A 13146-nucleotide genomic window follows, 5' to 3' on the forward strand; every position below is an offset into this window, starting at 1 on the left:
TCATGATATACTAGTTGCAATGAGAAAAGCAGAAGTGAGAACTTCTCGCCTTGCGACTTAGGTTGTCTGGCCCAACATGTCAAGATTCCATCTAGGAAGATTATATGTGCGGGCTTGATTTATCAAGTCCGCTTTCGTTTTTCTCTAAAAAAATAAAGAGGTGAAGATCATAGCTAAAAAAGATCTATTCATTAACGATGAAATTCGCGTTCGTGAAGTTCGTCTGGTTGGTCTCGAGGGTGAACAATTAGGTATTAAACCATTGTCTGAAGCTCAAGCAATTGCAGATGATGCTAATGTTGATTTGGTTTTAATTCAGCCACAAGCTACACCACCTGTTGCGAAAATTATGGACTATGGTAAGTTCAAATTTGAGTATCAAAAGAAACAAAAAGAACAACGTAAAAAACAAAGCGTTGTTACTGTTAAGGAAGTTCGTCTTAGCCCAGTTATTGATAAAGGGGATTTTGAAACAAAACTTCGTAACGGTCGTAAGTTCCTTGAAAAAGGTAACAAAGTTAAAGTTTCTATCCGATTCAAAGGACGTATGATTACTCATAAAGAAATTGGAGCAAAGGTATTGGCGGAATTTGCTGAAGCGACACAAGATATCGCTATTATTGAGCAAAGAGCTAAGATGGATGGTCGCCAAATGTTTATGCAGCTTGCACCAATTCCAGACAAGAAATAATTGTCGACTTTATAGTATTATTTAAGAGGAGAATTTAAAATGCCAAAACAAAAAACACACCGCGCATCAGCTAAACGCTTTAAACGCACAGGTTCAGGTGGATTGAAACGCTTCCGCGCGTTTACTTCACACCGTTTCCACGGTAAAACTAAAAAACAACGTCGTCATCTTCGTAAAGCTACTATGGTTTCATCAGGAGATTTCAAACGTATTAAAGCAATGCTTACTCGCCTTAAATAATAAGGTCTCTGTAAACATTTACTACATATTATAAAGGATTATTTGGAGGAAATATAAATGGCTCGTGTTAAAGGTGGAGTTGTTTCACGTAAACGTCGTAAACGCGTACTTAAATTAGCTAAAGGTTACTATGGTGCAAAACATATCTTGTTCCGTACTGCAAAAGAACAAGTAATGAATTCTTACTACTATGCATACCGTGACCGTCGTCAGAAAAAACGTGACTTCCGTAAATTATGGATCACTCGTATCAATGCGGCTGCTCGTATGAATGGTTTATCATATTCGCAATTGATGCACGGTTTGAAATTAGCTGAAATCGAAGTTAACCGTAAAATGCTTGCTGATTTAGCAGTTAACGATGCAGCAGCTTTCACAGCTCTTGCAGATGCAGCTAAAGCTAAACTTGGTAAATAAGAATTAAAAAAGTTGGGTCTACCTAACTTTTTTAATTACTAGAAAGAAAGTACCTATATTATAATTTAAGTGAAAAGTTTCGTTCTATATATGTAGAATGAAACTTTTTTGTTTTAATTCGATATCTTTATTATTGTTATAATTTTCCTTTTTGATTTTTATTGTTTTATAGTATTATTCCGTATAAAAAGCACCTCAATCGTTGGATTGAGGTGTGGATTAAACTTTAAATGGCAAGGATTATTTTTTAGATGTTTTATGTGTCTTATTAGGATCTTGCAATTCCAAGTAACTTGGAGCGTGGAAGAGATCAACTGTTGATTTGTTGTTATGTTTGCTGTATATGCTTGTTGAACGATCTTTCAATTTACGTTCTTTAGCTTTGAGTGCTTTAAGAGAATGTGTGTAATTGAATTTTTCAACTTCTACAGTTTTCAAACCATTGTTTTCATCAAATCGTAGTAAATCTCCAGTTTGAATCGAATCACTTGTAGATAATTGTTTATTAGTAGCATCTCGAATAGCTTTTATTTCAGCTTTAGTTGTTTCATCAGGATTTGTGATTTCTTGTCCTGAATCAGTGTAATAGAGATGTCCACTATAGTTAGTGTATTTAGGAGTAATATACTGACCAGTTGTTCTCATAGCGACCATTTGTTTATTATCTTTAGATAATAAGTCTTGTCCTAACTGAGTATATTTAGACGTGTCTATCCCTAGAATATGAAGTAAAGTTGGTAAATTATCTACCTCACCACCGTATGTATTACTGATAAAACCTTTTGAATAGCCAGGAATGTGGATCATATATGGAACACGTTGTAACATAGCGTTGTCGTATTCAGACCATGTTTCAGGGTCTTTACCTAATAATTCAGCTAAGCTAGGATTGCGTGTATTAGAAATACCGTAGTGATCCCCATACATTACAATAATAGAATTATCATACACACCAGCAGCTTTTAGATATTCAAAAAATGATTTAAGAGCTGTATCAAGGTAGTTTGCTGTGGCGAAATAACCGTTAATCGTTTCATCGTTAGTCTTTGCAAGTGGGAATCCCTCTTCGTCAGACTCTCCCTTCAAACTTGTGTAAGGGTAATGGTTACTTACTGTAATAAATTTAGTATAAAACGGTTGTTGCATGTGCTCTAGATATTTGATAGAGTCAGCAAACATATATTTATCATTCAAACCGTATTGGAATGAATTATCTTTGGTTTGTTTTGAGAAGTAGCTAGAGTCAAAGAAGTAGTCATAACCCCACTGTTTGTAAGCATTATTTCTATTCCAAAATGTTCCGACGTTTCCGTGGAAGACCGCACTACTGTAACCTCCATTTTGAGCTAAGATATGTGGAGCAGCAAATTGTGTATTTTCACCACCATAATTAACCATGAATGAACCACTACTTAGACCAAAAAGTGAGTTTTCCATGAGTGTCTCAGCATCGGATGTCTTACCAGCTTTGACTTGATGGAAGAAGTTAGAGAAGGAAATAGTCTCTTTCGAATGATAAAGGCTGTTAATAAATGGAGTAACCACATGTTCTTTACCATCAACATTTAATTTATAGTCAATCAAGAATTGTTGAAAACTCTCCAAGTGAATCATGATAACGTTTCGCCCTTTTCCGATACCATAATATTCTGGATTGGGTTTGGCATAATGCTCTGCTACATATTTTTTGGCAGTCGCCAATTCTTGTGCAGTGGCACCATTTCTTTCTTTCTGTGCTTGATAAGTTTGATTACCACTATAAATCGAAAATGATGGCAAGCCAAGAGCTTTAACAATATAGGTGTTTGAAAAACCACGACTTAGTAGTTCTGGACGATCAATTTCAGCTAAGAATAAGTTAATTGAAAAGAGTAAACCAGACAAAGCTGTGATAGAAAAACTAGCACGTTTATTAAATGGACGATCATCTAAGTGGATTTTCTTGGTTGCAAACAAGAAAATAAGGATAATGAAATCGAAAACGTAGACAAGATCCCAAATTCTCAATAGATTAAGAGCAGAGTCTCCAAGGCCAGCCGAAGTTTTACTACTAGCCAAGACGGCGCTAACTGTAATGAAATCGGAAAACTCTCTATAGTAGATTGCGTTTGCAATTAGAAGGATATTTACGATAGCATAGGTGATAAAAGCGGTAATATAAAAAGCTTTGGTTCGCTTAACATATAAGGCCAAACCTATTATTAAGAGTCCTAAGGGGATGGGGTTTATAATGGTCAAAAACAACTGATAGGAATTTTCTAAACCTAAATTAAAATCAGTATGGTAAGCCCAAATTGTCTTTAACCAATATATAACTACTAACAATAAAATAAAGCCGAGTCGTGTATTGATCGCACGGCTAGCAAAATCTTTAATTTTTTTCACAGTAGGAACTTCCTTTAATTTTTTTCCTAAAGATAAAATCTCAGATTAAATTATAACATAAAATTTTGTAACATACGGTAAAGAAAGGTCGAATTCAGTATGAAAAAAGATAAAAATTTGTTATAATACTGTTTATGAATAAACTTAAAGTGAATTCTGTCGTTGAAAGAAAAATCAAATCAGGTGCTCAGTTACTGGAAAAAAAAGATTTTGATACCAGTTTAGTTAACCAGTTGGTTCAACTTTTTTCACAGTCAAATCAATTCTTAGGGATGGCCTATCTTTCACCACAAAATAAAGGTATTGGTTGGTTACTATCAAGACAAGTTTTTGATTTTAACCATGATTACTTTGTATCGCTATTCGAAAAATCTAGAGAGAAGCGTCAAAAATTTGAAAAATCTAGCCAAACAACAGCCTACCGCTTGTTTAATCAGGATGGAGATAACTTTGGTGGCCTAACTATAGATTTTTATAGTGACTATGCTCTTTTTTCGTGGTACAATGAATTTGTTTATACTAATCGACAAATGATTGTTGCAGCCTTTAAGCAGGTCTATCCTAATATTAAAGGGGCATATGAAAAAATTCGTTTCAAAGGTTTAGACTTTGAAAGTGCTCATTTGTACGGTCAAGAGGCTCCTGAATCATTTTTGATTTTAGAAAATAATATCAAATATAGTGTCTTTTTGAATGATGGATTAATGACAGGTATTTTCCTTGACCAACATGATGTCAGAAAAGCCTTAGCAACTAATCTATCAGAAGGTAAAAAAGTTCTAAATATGTTTTCATACACTGCGGCTTTTTCTGTAGCTGCAGCTGTTGGAGGGGCATTAGAGACAACTTCTGTTGATTTAGCAAAACGCTCGCGTGAACTTTCAAAAGCACACTTTGATGCTAATCAGATTGTCACAGATAACCATCGATTTATCGTTATGGATGTTTTTGAATATTATAAGTATGCCAAAAGAAAACATCTATCATATGATGTGATTGTTATTGATCCACCAAGTTTTGCTCGAAATAAAAAACAAACTTTTTCGGTTACTAAAGATTACTATAAATTAATTGAACAAGCTTTAGATATTTTAACCCCTGGTGGAACTATCATTGCATCAACTAACGCAGCTAATCTAACCGTATCACAATTTAAGAAACAATTGGAAAAGGGGTTTGGTAAAGCTTCACATAATTACATTAGCTTACAGCAGTTGCCTGAAGATTTCACTGTAAATGATAAGGACCAACAAAGTAATTATTTAAAAGTATTTACAATAAAGGTAAAATAATGAAAATAGTAGTACCAGTAATGCCTCGCAGTCTTGAAGAGGCTCAAGAAATAGATTTATCAAAATTTGATAGTGTTGATATTATTGAATGGCGAGCTGATGCCTTACCAAAGGATGACATTATTAATGTAGCTCCAGCTATTTTTGAGAAATTCGCAGGTCATGAAATTATTTTTACTCTTCGTACAACGCGTGAAGGTGGTAATATTGTCTTATCTGATGCTGAGTATGTTGAGTTAATCCAGAAAATTAATTCTATCTACAATCCAGATTATATTGATTTTGAGTATTTTTCACATAAAGAAGTTTTTCAAGAAATGCTAGAATTTCCAAATTTAGTCCTGTCTTATCACAATTTTCAAGAGACACCGGAGAATATTATGGAGATATTTTCAGAATTAACAGCCCTAGCACCACGAGTTGTGAAAATCGCAGTAATGCCAAAGAATGAACAAGATGTCTTAGACGTTATGAATTACACTCGCGGTTTCAAGACTATTAATCCTGATCAAGTTTATGCGACGGTATCTATGAGTAAAATTGGACGTATTTCTCGTTTTGCTGGTGATGTAACTGGATCTAGTTGGACATTTGCATATTTAGATTCATCTATCGCACCCGGACAAATTACTATTTCAGAGATGAAGCGTGTCAAAGCATTGCTTGACGCTGACTGATACGAGATAACAAAATGTTAAATATACTGATGAGATCCCTAGCAATTGCTTAGGGTTTTTGTCTTATTAAAACAAACATGAGAGGACATTAGAATGCAGGTTGAAGTTGACTTACCGAATCACTCTTATCATATCAAAATTGAAGAAGGATGTTTTTCTGAGGCTGGTGACTGGGTATCACATTTATGGCAGAAACAAATGATAACTATTATTACAGATAGTAATGTAGAGATATTATACGGGGAGTCGCTTGTCAACCAGTTAAAAAAACAAGGTTTTACAGTACATGTTTTTAGTTTTGCTGCGGGTGAAGCTAGTAAAACTTTGGAAGTTGCTAATCGTATTTATGGTTTTTTAGCAAAGCATCATATGACCAGAAGCGATGGGATCATTGCACTTGGTGGAGGCGTCGTCGGAGATTTAGCGGCGTTTGTTGCTTCTACTTATATGCGGGGAATCCATTTTCTTCAAATTCCAACTAGTTTAACAGCACAGGTTGATTCTTCCATTGGCGGAAAAACAGGAGTCAACACTTCATTCGCTAAAAATATGGTAGGTACTTTTGCACAACCTGATGGTGTACTGATAGATCCTGTTACTCTAAAAACATTGGGCAATCGTGAATTAGTTGAAGGTATGGGAGAAGTCATCAAATATGGCTTGATTGATGATATAAAACTCTGGCATATTTTAGAAGAGATGGATGGGACTATTGATAGTATCCTTGATAGTGCATTAGCTATTATTTATCACTCTTGTCAAGTTAAACGAAAGCATGTTTTAGCTGATCAATATGATAAAGGGTTAAGGATGCATTTGAATTTTGGCCACACTATCGGTCATGCTATCGAAGTACATGCTGGCTATGGAGAAATAATGCATGGAGAAGCTGTTGCAATTGGAATGATCCAGCTTTCTCGTGTGGCTGAGCGTAAAAATCTTATGCCAAGAGGTATCAGTCAAGATATTTATAATATGTGTTTAAAATTTGGCCTTCCGGTCCACTATGCGGAATGGGATAAGGACGTCTTATTTGACATATTGAGTCATGATAAAAAAGCAAGTGGACAATTTATTAAAATTGTTATACTGCCTCAATTAGGTAGTGCAACAGTCCACCAAATACCTTTAGAAGAAATGAGAGATTATTTGGAGAAATAGATGAGATATTTAACTGCTGGTGAGTCACATGGACCGAGTTTAACAGCTATTATCGAAGGGATTCCTGCGGGACTGAAATTATCTGCTAAAGATATTAATGAAGATTTAAAACGCCGCCAAGGTGGTTATGGTCGTGGGAACCGAATGAAAATTGAAACTGATCAAGTGATCATTAGTTCTGGTGTGCGCCATGGAAAAACCTTGGGTTCACCTATTACACTGACAGTAACTAATAAGGATCATAGCAAATGGCTGGACATCATGTCAGTCGAAGACATTGAAGAGCGTCTAAAGCAAAAACGTCGTATTAAGCATCCTAGACCTGGGCACGCAGATTTAGTAGGTGGAATCAAATACCGATTTGATGATTTGAGAAATGCTTTAGAGCGTTCTTCGGCTCGTGAGACCACAATGCGAGTAGCTATTGGTGCGATTGCTAAACGTATTTTGAAAGAAATTGGTATCGAAATTGCCAACCATATTGTAGTGTTCGGTGGCAAGGAGATTACTGTCCCTGATAAGCTAACAGTTCAACAAATCAAAGTGTTATCTAGTCAATCGCAAGTAGCTATCGTCAATCCATCATTTGAACAAGAAATTAAGGATTATATTGACAGTGTGAAAAAGGCTGGAGATACTATCGGAGGAGTGATTGAAACTATCGTTGGAGGAGTTCCCGTTGGTTTAGGCTCTTATGTACACTGGGATAGAAAGTTAGATGCTAAGATAGCGCAAGCAGTTGTATCTATCAATGCTTTTAAAGGTGTTGAATTTGGCCTAGGTTTTAAGTCAGGGTTTTTAAAAGGAAGTCAAGTAATGGACTCCATATCATGGACAAAGGACCAAGGTTACATACGTCAGTCAAATAATTTAGGCGGTTTTGAAGGCGGTATGACTAATGGAGAGCCTATTATCGTTAGGGGAGTAATGAAACCAATTCCTACGCTTTACAAGCCACTAATGTCAGTTGATATTGATACTCACGAGCCTTATAGAGCTACAGTGGAACGTTCTGATCCCACGGCACTTCCGGCTGCAGGTGTCGTTATGGAAGCTGTAGTAGCCACCGTCCTGGTGACAGAAGTGCTAGAAAAATTTTCTTCAGACAACATGTATGAACTAAAAGAAGCTGTAAAACTATATCGCAATTATGTTAATCATTTTTAAATGAAAACTAGTAGTATTCAATTGCAAAAAAAGGTATAAAAGTCTAAAATAGTGGTAAGTTCAAGTAGAAAAAGGAGTAACTTATGGCTAATGTATATGATTTAGCAAATGAATTAGAACGTGCTGTTCGTGCTTTACCAGAATACCAAGCAGTTTTAACTGCAAAAGCAGCTATTGAAAATGATGCAGATGCACAAGTGCTTTGGCAAGACTTTTTGGCTGCCCAATCAAAAGTTCAAGAAATGATGCAATCTGGCCAAATGCCAAGTCAAGAAGAACAAGATGAAATGTCTAAACTTGGGGAAAAAATTGAATCCAATGACCTTTTAAAAGTTTATTTTGACCACCAACAACGGTTGTCTGTCTATATGTCTGATATCGAAAAAATTGTCTTTGCACCCATGCAGGACTTAATGTAATAGTATAAAAGAGAGAGCTCCTTGAGTTTTCTCTTTTGTAATATTTCAATTTATGATAGTCTACTGAACTAGCATTGCCCACATTATATTGGTTTTGCATTCTACGTAGCAGAAAATTGTGACTGTAAACACTTTGTGATAGAGTATAGTTATCAATGATTCAAGGAGAGAGTAATGTCAAAACAATATGATTATATCGTTATTGGTGGAGGTAGTGCAGGCAGTGGTACCGCTAATAGGGCAGCCATGTATGGAGCAAAAGTCCTGTTAATTGAAGGTGGACAAGTAGGTGGAACTTGTGTTAACTTAGGTTGTGTACCGAAGAAAATCATGTGGTATGGTGCACAAGTTTCTGAGACACTCCATAAGTATAGTTCAGGTTATGGTTTTGAAGTCAATAATCTTAATTTTGATTTTACTACTCTAAAAGCTAATCGCGATGCTTACGTGCAGCGGTCTAGACAGTCGTATGCCGCTAATTTTGAGCGTAATGGGGTCGAAAAGATTGATGGATTTGCTCGTTTTATTGATAACCATACTATTGAAGTGAATGGTCAGCAATATAAAGCTCCTCACATTACTATTGCAACAGGTGGACATCCTCTTTACCCTGATATTATTGGAAGTGAACTTGGTGAGACTTCTGATGATTTTTTTGGATGGGAGACCTTACCAGATTCTATATTGATTGTTGGGGCGGGCTATATCGCGGCAGAACTTGCTGGAGTGGTTAATGAATTAGGCGTTGAAACCCATCTTGCATTTAGAAAAGACCATATTCTACGCGGATTTGATGATATGGTAACAAGTGAGGTTATGGCTGAAATGGAGAAATCAGGTATCTCTTTACATGCTAACCATGTACCTAAATCTCTTAAACGCGATGAAGGTGGTAAGTTGATCTTTGAAGCTGAAAATGGGAAAACGCTTGTCGTTGATCGTGTAATATGGGCTATCGGCCGTGGACCAAATGTAGACATGGGACTTGAAAATACCGATATTGTTTTAAATGATAAAGGTTATATCAAAACAGATGAATTTGAGAATACTTCTGTAGATGGCGTGTATGCTATTGGAGATGTTAATGGGAAAATTGCCTTGACACCGGTAGCAATTGAAGCAGGTCGTCGCTTATCAGAAAGACTTTTTAATCATAAAGATAACGAAAAATTAGATTACCATAACGTACCTTCAGTTATTTTTACTCACCCTGTAATTGGGACGGTAGGACTTTCAGAAGCAGCAGCTATCGAGCAATTTGGAGAAGATAATATCAAAGTCTATACATCAACTTTTACCTCTATGTATACGGCTGTTACCACTAATCGCCAAGCAGCTAAGATGAAGCTCATAACCCTAGGAAAAGAGGAAAAAGTTATTGGGCTTCATGGTGTTGGTTATGGTATTGATGAAATGATTCAAGGTTTTTCAGTTGCTATCAAAATGGGGGCTACTAAAGCAGACTTTGATGATACTGTTGCTATTCACCCAACTGGATCTGAGGAATTTGTTACAATGCGCTAACGCTATCAAAGAATACAAAAAAAGCTAGGGAACCTAGCTTTTTTAAGGTGTTGTTGTATTTTCAATAGTTGAGGTATCGGTAGTAGTATTATTTGTTTGATCATTGTTAGTACTAGATGATGTTTGATCGTTATTGGCAGCAGAATTTGAACTGCTACTCGGAGTACTACTAGCAGAGGAATTTTCTAGTGTTTGGCTGGATGATGCCCTTGTCTCATCTTTTTCAGTAGAAACTTGGTTACTAGAATTTTGTCCACTTTCTCTTATAATGACGGTTTTTGAAGTAGAAGAATCAGTCTTACTAGAGTCTTTGTGATTATTAATCGCATTAGTAATAGTAATAGAGGCAACAATAATACTTAAAACACTACCGACTAATGCAATTGTTTTTTGAAGTGCAGAAAAACCTGTTTTTATATGCTTAGCGGGTGATTGAGTTGAATCAGTATTAGTCTTAGTAGACTTTTTCTGTTGTCTTGAATATCCTTTTGACATGATGCCCTCCTTAAATGTACATCAACTATTATATGATTTTATCCTAAAAAAAGCTAAAGAAAAAATAATTTAAAACATTTAAATAAGCAACCTAGGTTATTAAGCTATGTTAGTGTAATAGGTAGTGAGTTTTGTGATAAATTATGAGAATTATCATAAATATTGTTTTGGGATGTTCACAAACTAATATAAATAGTAGGAAAATTATGCTATAATAACACTGATTGACTTTAGAAGGACAGATTTATGATTTATTTTGATAATTCGGCAACTACTATTCCCTATCCAGAAGTTTTAAGGACTTATCAAGAAGTAGCTAGTAAAATCTATGGAAACCCCTCAAGTTTACATGAGCTAGGAACAACATCTTCTCGGATTTTAGAGGCTAGCCGTAAACAAATTGCTAGTTTACTTGAGCTTAAAGCAAATGAAATTTTCTTTACCTCTGGTGGTACAGAGGCCGATAATTGGGTTATTAAGGGTCTTGCGTTTGAGAAACAACATTTTGGAAATCATATTATTGTTTCTGATATCGAACACCCAGCTGTTAAAGAGTCTGCTAAATGGCTTGGAGAGTATGGGTTTGAGATTGATTATGCGCCAGTAGATGATAAAGGATTTGTAGACGTAGAAGCACTGGTCAAATTAATTAAACCAGAAACGATTCTTATTTCAATTATGGCAATAAACAATGAAATTGGTTCTATTCAGCCAATAAAAGCTATTTCAGACTTGTTGTCAGATAAACCTACTATATCGTTTCATGTTGATGCTGTTCAAGCAATAGGTAAGATACCGACTAAAGATTATTTGACTGAGCGAGTTGATTTTGCATCTTTTTCTAGTCATAAATTTCACGGCGTTCGTGGGGTTGGCTTTCTATATATTAAAGAAGGAAAACGTATTTCACCATTACTAACAGGTGGTGGACAAGAAACTGATTTACGTTCAACTACTGAGAATGTCGCAGGGATTGCAGCTACTGCTAAAGCTTTACGAATGGTTATGGACAAGGAAGTAGTAGCTATTCCTAAAATAAGTAAAATGAAAACCATTATTCATGATGAATTAGCCAAATATGAGGATATTACGTTATTTTCGGGTAAGGAAGATTTTTCACCTAACATTATCACGTTTGGTATCAAGGGTGTCCGAGGAGAAGTTCTTGTCCATGCCTTTGAGGGACATGATATTTTTATCTCGACAACTAGCGCTTGCTCTTCTAAAGCAGGTAAACCAGCAGGAACTCTTATAGCAATGGGAATTTCAACTAAGTTAGCCCAAACTGCTGTACGTATCAGCTTAGATGATGATAATGATATGGGACAAGTAGAGCAATTTTTAACTATTTTTAAACAAGTTTATGAAAAAACTAAGAAAGTTAGAGGATAAGATGCAGTATTCAGAAATTATGATTCGTTATGGAGAACTCTCTACTAAGAAGAAAAACCGTATGCGCTTCATCAATAAGTTAAAAAATAATATGGAGCATGTACTCTCCATTTATCCAGATGTTTCAGTAAAAACAGATCGTGATAGAGGACATGTATATCTCAATGGTACAGATTATCATGAAGTTGCAGAGTCCTTAAAAGAGATTTTTGGTATCCAAGCTTTTTCTCCATCTTTTAAAGTAGAAAAAAATGTTGATACATTGGTAAAAGCTGTCCAGGAAATTATGACTTCCGTTTATAAAGATGGGATGACTTTTAAAATTACCGCAAAACGTAGTGACCACTCATTTGAATTGGATAGCCGTGCTCTAAATCATACTTTAGGAGATGCTGTTTTTTCAGTCTTGCCAAATATTAAGGCTCAGATGAAGCAACCAGATATCAATCTTAAAGTCGAGATACGAGATGAGGCTGCTTATATTTCATATGAGGATATTAGGGGTGCAGGAGGATTACCAGTAGGAACATCTGGAAAAGGGATGCTGATGTTGTCTGGTGGGATTGATTCTCCGGTAGCAGGTTACCTAGCGTTAAAACGTGGTGTAGATATAGAAGCAGTCCATTTTGCAAGTCCTCCTTATACTAGCCCAGGTGCATTGAAAAAAGCACATGATTTAACACGTAAATTGACAAAATTTGGTGGTAATATTCAATTTATTGAAGTTCCATTCACAGAAATTCAAGAGGAAATTAAGGCAAAAGCTCCCGAAGCCTACTTGATGACGTTAACACGTAGGTTTATGATGCGTATTACAGATCGTATTCGTGAGGACCGAAATGGTCTTGTTATTATTAACGGTGAAAGTTTAGGACAGGTGGCAAGCCAAACGTTAGAAAGTATGCAAGCTATTAATGCTGTCACTGCAACACCGATTATTCGTCCTGTGGTCACGATGGATAAGCTAGAAATTATTGATATTGCTCAAAAAATAGATACTTTTGATATTTCAATTCAACCATTTGAGGATTGCTGTACGATTTTTGCACCAGATCGCCCAAAAACTAACCCTAAAATTAAGAATACAGAACAGTATGAGAAACGTATGGATGTAGAAGGTCTTGTAGAGAGGGCAGTTGCAGGGATTATGGTAACTACTATTCAACCTCAAGCAGATAGTGATGATGTTGATGACTTGATTGACGATTTATTATAATGAATTTTTAAACTACAGATTTACTCTGTAGTTTTTTATTAAAATGATTGCGCTATCATAAGGTTATAAA

The 13146-nt window shown here is 35.7% G+C and carries 13 protein-coding genes and 1 other annotated feature; of the genes, 11 read left to right on the forward strand and 2 right to left on the reverse strand.

All coding sequences use genetic code 11. The annotated features are described in order from the left end of the window. Positions 1–20: 20 nt before the first annotated feature. Positions 21–146 (forward strand) — a sequence feature (ribosomal protein L20 leader region). Positions 147–160: 14 nt separating this feature from the next. The 3 genes from infC to rplT are packed head-to-tail and all read left to right on the forward strand — an operon-like array spanning position 161 to position 1348. After that, entirely contained in the window at positions 161–691 is a 531-nt protein-coding gene (infC, locus tag HMPREF2818_RS04925; protein WP_000691023.1) for a translation initiation factor IF-3, read from the forward strand. Positions 692–730: 39 nt separating this feature from the next. Continuing rightward, entirely contained in the window at positions 731–931 is a 201-nt protein-coding gene (gene rpmI / locus HMPREF2818_RS04930) for a 50S ribosomal protein L35 (RefSeq protein WP_001125940.1), read from the forward strand. Positions 932–988: 57 nt separating this feature from the next. Further along, positions 989–1348, forward strand: coding sequence for a 50S ribosomal protein L20 (rplT, locus tag HMPREF2818_RS04935; RefSeq protein ID WP_000124839.1), 360 nt, complete (start codon positions 989–991; stop codon positions 1346–1348). Positions 1349–1588: 240 nt separating this feature from the next. Here the strand turns inward: rplT and HMPREF2818_RS04940 are convergent, their stop codons facing one another. Then, the gene (locus HMPREF2818_RS04940; RefSeq protein WP_000721261.1) at positions 1589–3733 is read right to left on the reverse strand and encodes an LTA synthase family protein; all 2145 of its coding nucleotides are present in this window, start codon (positions 3731–3733) and stop codon (positions 1589–1591) included. Between the two features lie 134 nt (positions 3734–3867). On the opposite strand from HMPREF2818_RS04940, the gene HMPREF2818_RS04945 reads away from it, so the two are divergent. From HMPREF2818_RS04945 to gorA, 6 genes are all read left to right on the forward strand, one after another. Beyond that, positions 3868–5025, forward strand: coding sequence for a class I SAM-dependent rRNA methyltransferase (locus HMPREF2818_RS04945; RefSeq protein ID WP_001037600.1), 1158 nt, complete (start codon positions 3868–3870; stop codon positions 5023–5025). Then, positions 5025–5702, forward strand: a complete 678-nt coding sequence (aroD, locus tag HMPREF2818_RS04950; RefSeq protein WP_000707048.1) for a type I 3-dehydroquinate dehydratase — start codon at positions 5025–5027, stop codon at positions 5700–5702. Before HMPREF2818_RS04945 ends, aroD begins: the two co-directional genes overlap by 1 nt. Positions 5703–5795: 93 nt before the next feature. Then, positions 5796–6863, forward strand: a complete 1068-nt coding sequence (gene aroB, locus HMPREF2818_RS04955; protein ID WP_001195736.1) for a 3-dehydroquinate synthase — start codon at positions 5796–5798, stop codon at positions 6861–6863. Next, positions 6864–8030, forward strand: a complete 1167-nt coding sequence (aroC, locus tag HMPREF2818_RS04960) for a chorismate synthase (RefSeq protein ID WP_001269901.1) — start codon at positions 6864–6866, stop codon at positions 8028–8030. It begins immediately after the preceding gene. An 83-nt stretch (positions 8031–8113) separates the two neighbouring features. Beyond that, positions 8114–8449, forward strand: a complete 336-nt coding sequence (locus HMPREF2818_RS04965) for a YlbF/YmcA family competence regulator (protein ID WP_000024620.1) — start codon at positions 8114–8116, stop codon at positions 8447–8449. A gap of 174 nt (positions 8450–8623) precedes the next feature. Next, complete coding sequence (gene gorA, locus HMPREF2818_RS04970; RefSeq protein WP_000043888.1) at positions 8624–9973, forward strand: glutathione-disulfide reductase; 1350 nt, start codon at positions 8624–8626, stop codon at positions 9971–9973. Positions 9974–10015: 42 nt separating this feature from the next. On the opposite strand, the gene HMPREF2818_RS04975 is transcribed toward gorA, so the two are convergent. Further along, a complete protein-coding gene (locus HMPREF2818_RS04975) occupies positions 10016–10468 on the reverse strand; it encodes a DUF6556 family protein (protein ID WP_000033715.1) in 453 nt (150 codons plus the stop codon). A 246-nt stretch (positions 10469–10714) separates the two neighbouring features. Here HMPREF2818_RS04975 and HMPREF2818_RS04980 point away from each other — a divergent pair, with 246 nt between their 5' ends. After that, positions 10715–11860: a cysteine desulfurase family protein gene (locus HMPREF2818_RS04980; protein ID WP_000638895.1), complete on the forward strand. Its 1146-nt coding sequence runs from the start codon at positions 10715–10717 to the stop codon at positions 11858–11860. 1 nt (position 11861) lies between these two features. Beyond that, positions 11862–13076 (forward strand): tRNA uracil 4-sulfurtransferase ThiI, encoded by a 1215-nt coding sequence (thiI, locus tag HMPREF2818_RS04985; RefSeq protein ID WP_001200105.1) that lies wholly within the window; start codon positions 11862–11864, stop codon positions 13074–13076. Positions 13077–13146 lie beyond the last annotated feature (70 nt).

It is taken from the genome of Streptococcus sp. HMSC076H09, from assembly GCF_001811765.1.
Classification (GTDB): Bacteria; Bacillota; Bacilli; order Lactobacillales; family Streptococcaceae; genus Streptococcus; species Streptococcus agalactiae.

Bases quoted from the DNA above. Each gene is read 5' to 3' on its own strand.
- rpmI (WP_001125940.1), top strand. From the start codon at position 731: ATGCCAAAACAAAAAACACACCGCGCATCAGCTAAACGCTTTAAACGC.
- rplT (WP_000124839.1), top strand. From the start codon at position 989: ATGGCTCGTGTTAAAGGTGGAGTTGTTTCACGTAAACGTCGTAAACGC.
- HMPREF2818_RS04945 (WP_001037600.1), top strand. From the start codon at position 3,868: ATGAATAAACTTAAAGTGAATTCTGTCGTTGAAAGAAAAATCAAATCA.
- aroD (WP_000707048.1), top strand. From the start codon at position 5,025: ATGAAAATAGTAGTACCAGTAATGCCTCGCAGTCTTGAAGAGGCTCAA.
- aroB (WP_001195736.1), top strand. From the start codon at position 5,796: ATGCAGGTTGAAGTTGACTTACCGAATCACTCTTATCATATCAAAATT.
- aroC (WP_001269901.1), top strand. From the start codon at position 6,864: ATGAGATATTTAACTGCTGGTGAGTCACATGGACCGAGTTTAACAGCT.
- HMPREF2818_RS04965 (WP_000024620.1), top strand. From the start codon at position 8,114: ATGGCTAATGTATATGATTTAGCAAATGAATTAGAACGTGCTGTTCGT.
- gorA (WP_000043888.1), top strand. From the start codon at position 8,624: ATGTCAAAACAATATGATTATATCGTTATTGGTGGAGGTAGTGCAGGC.
- HMPREF2818_RS04975 (WP_000033715.1), bottom strand. From the start codon at position 10,468: ATGTCAAAAGGATATTCAAGACAACAGAAAAAGTCTACTAAGACTAAT.
- HMPREF2818_RS04980 (WP_000638895.1), top strand. From the start codon at position 10,715: ATGATTTATTTTGATAATTCGGCAACTACTATTCCCTATCCAGAAGTT.
- thiI (WP_001200105.1), top strand. From the start codon at position 11,862: ATGCAGTATTCAGAAATTATGATTCGTTATGGAGAACTCTCTACTAAG.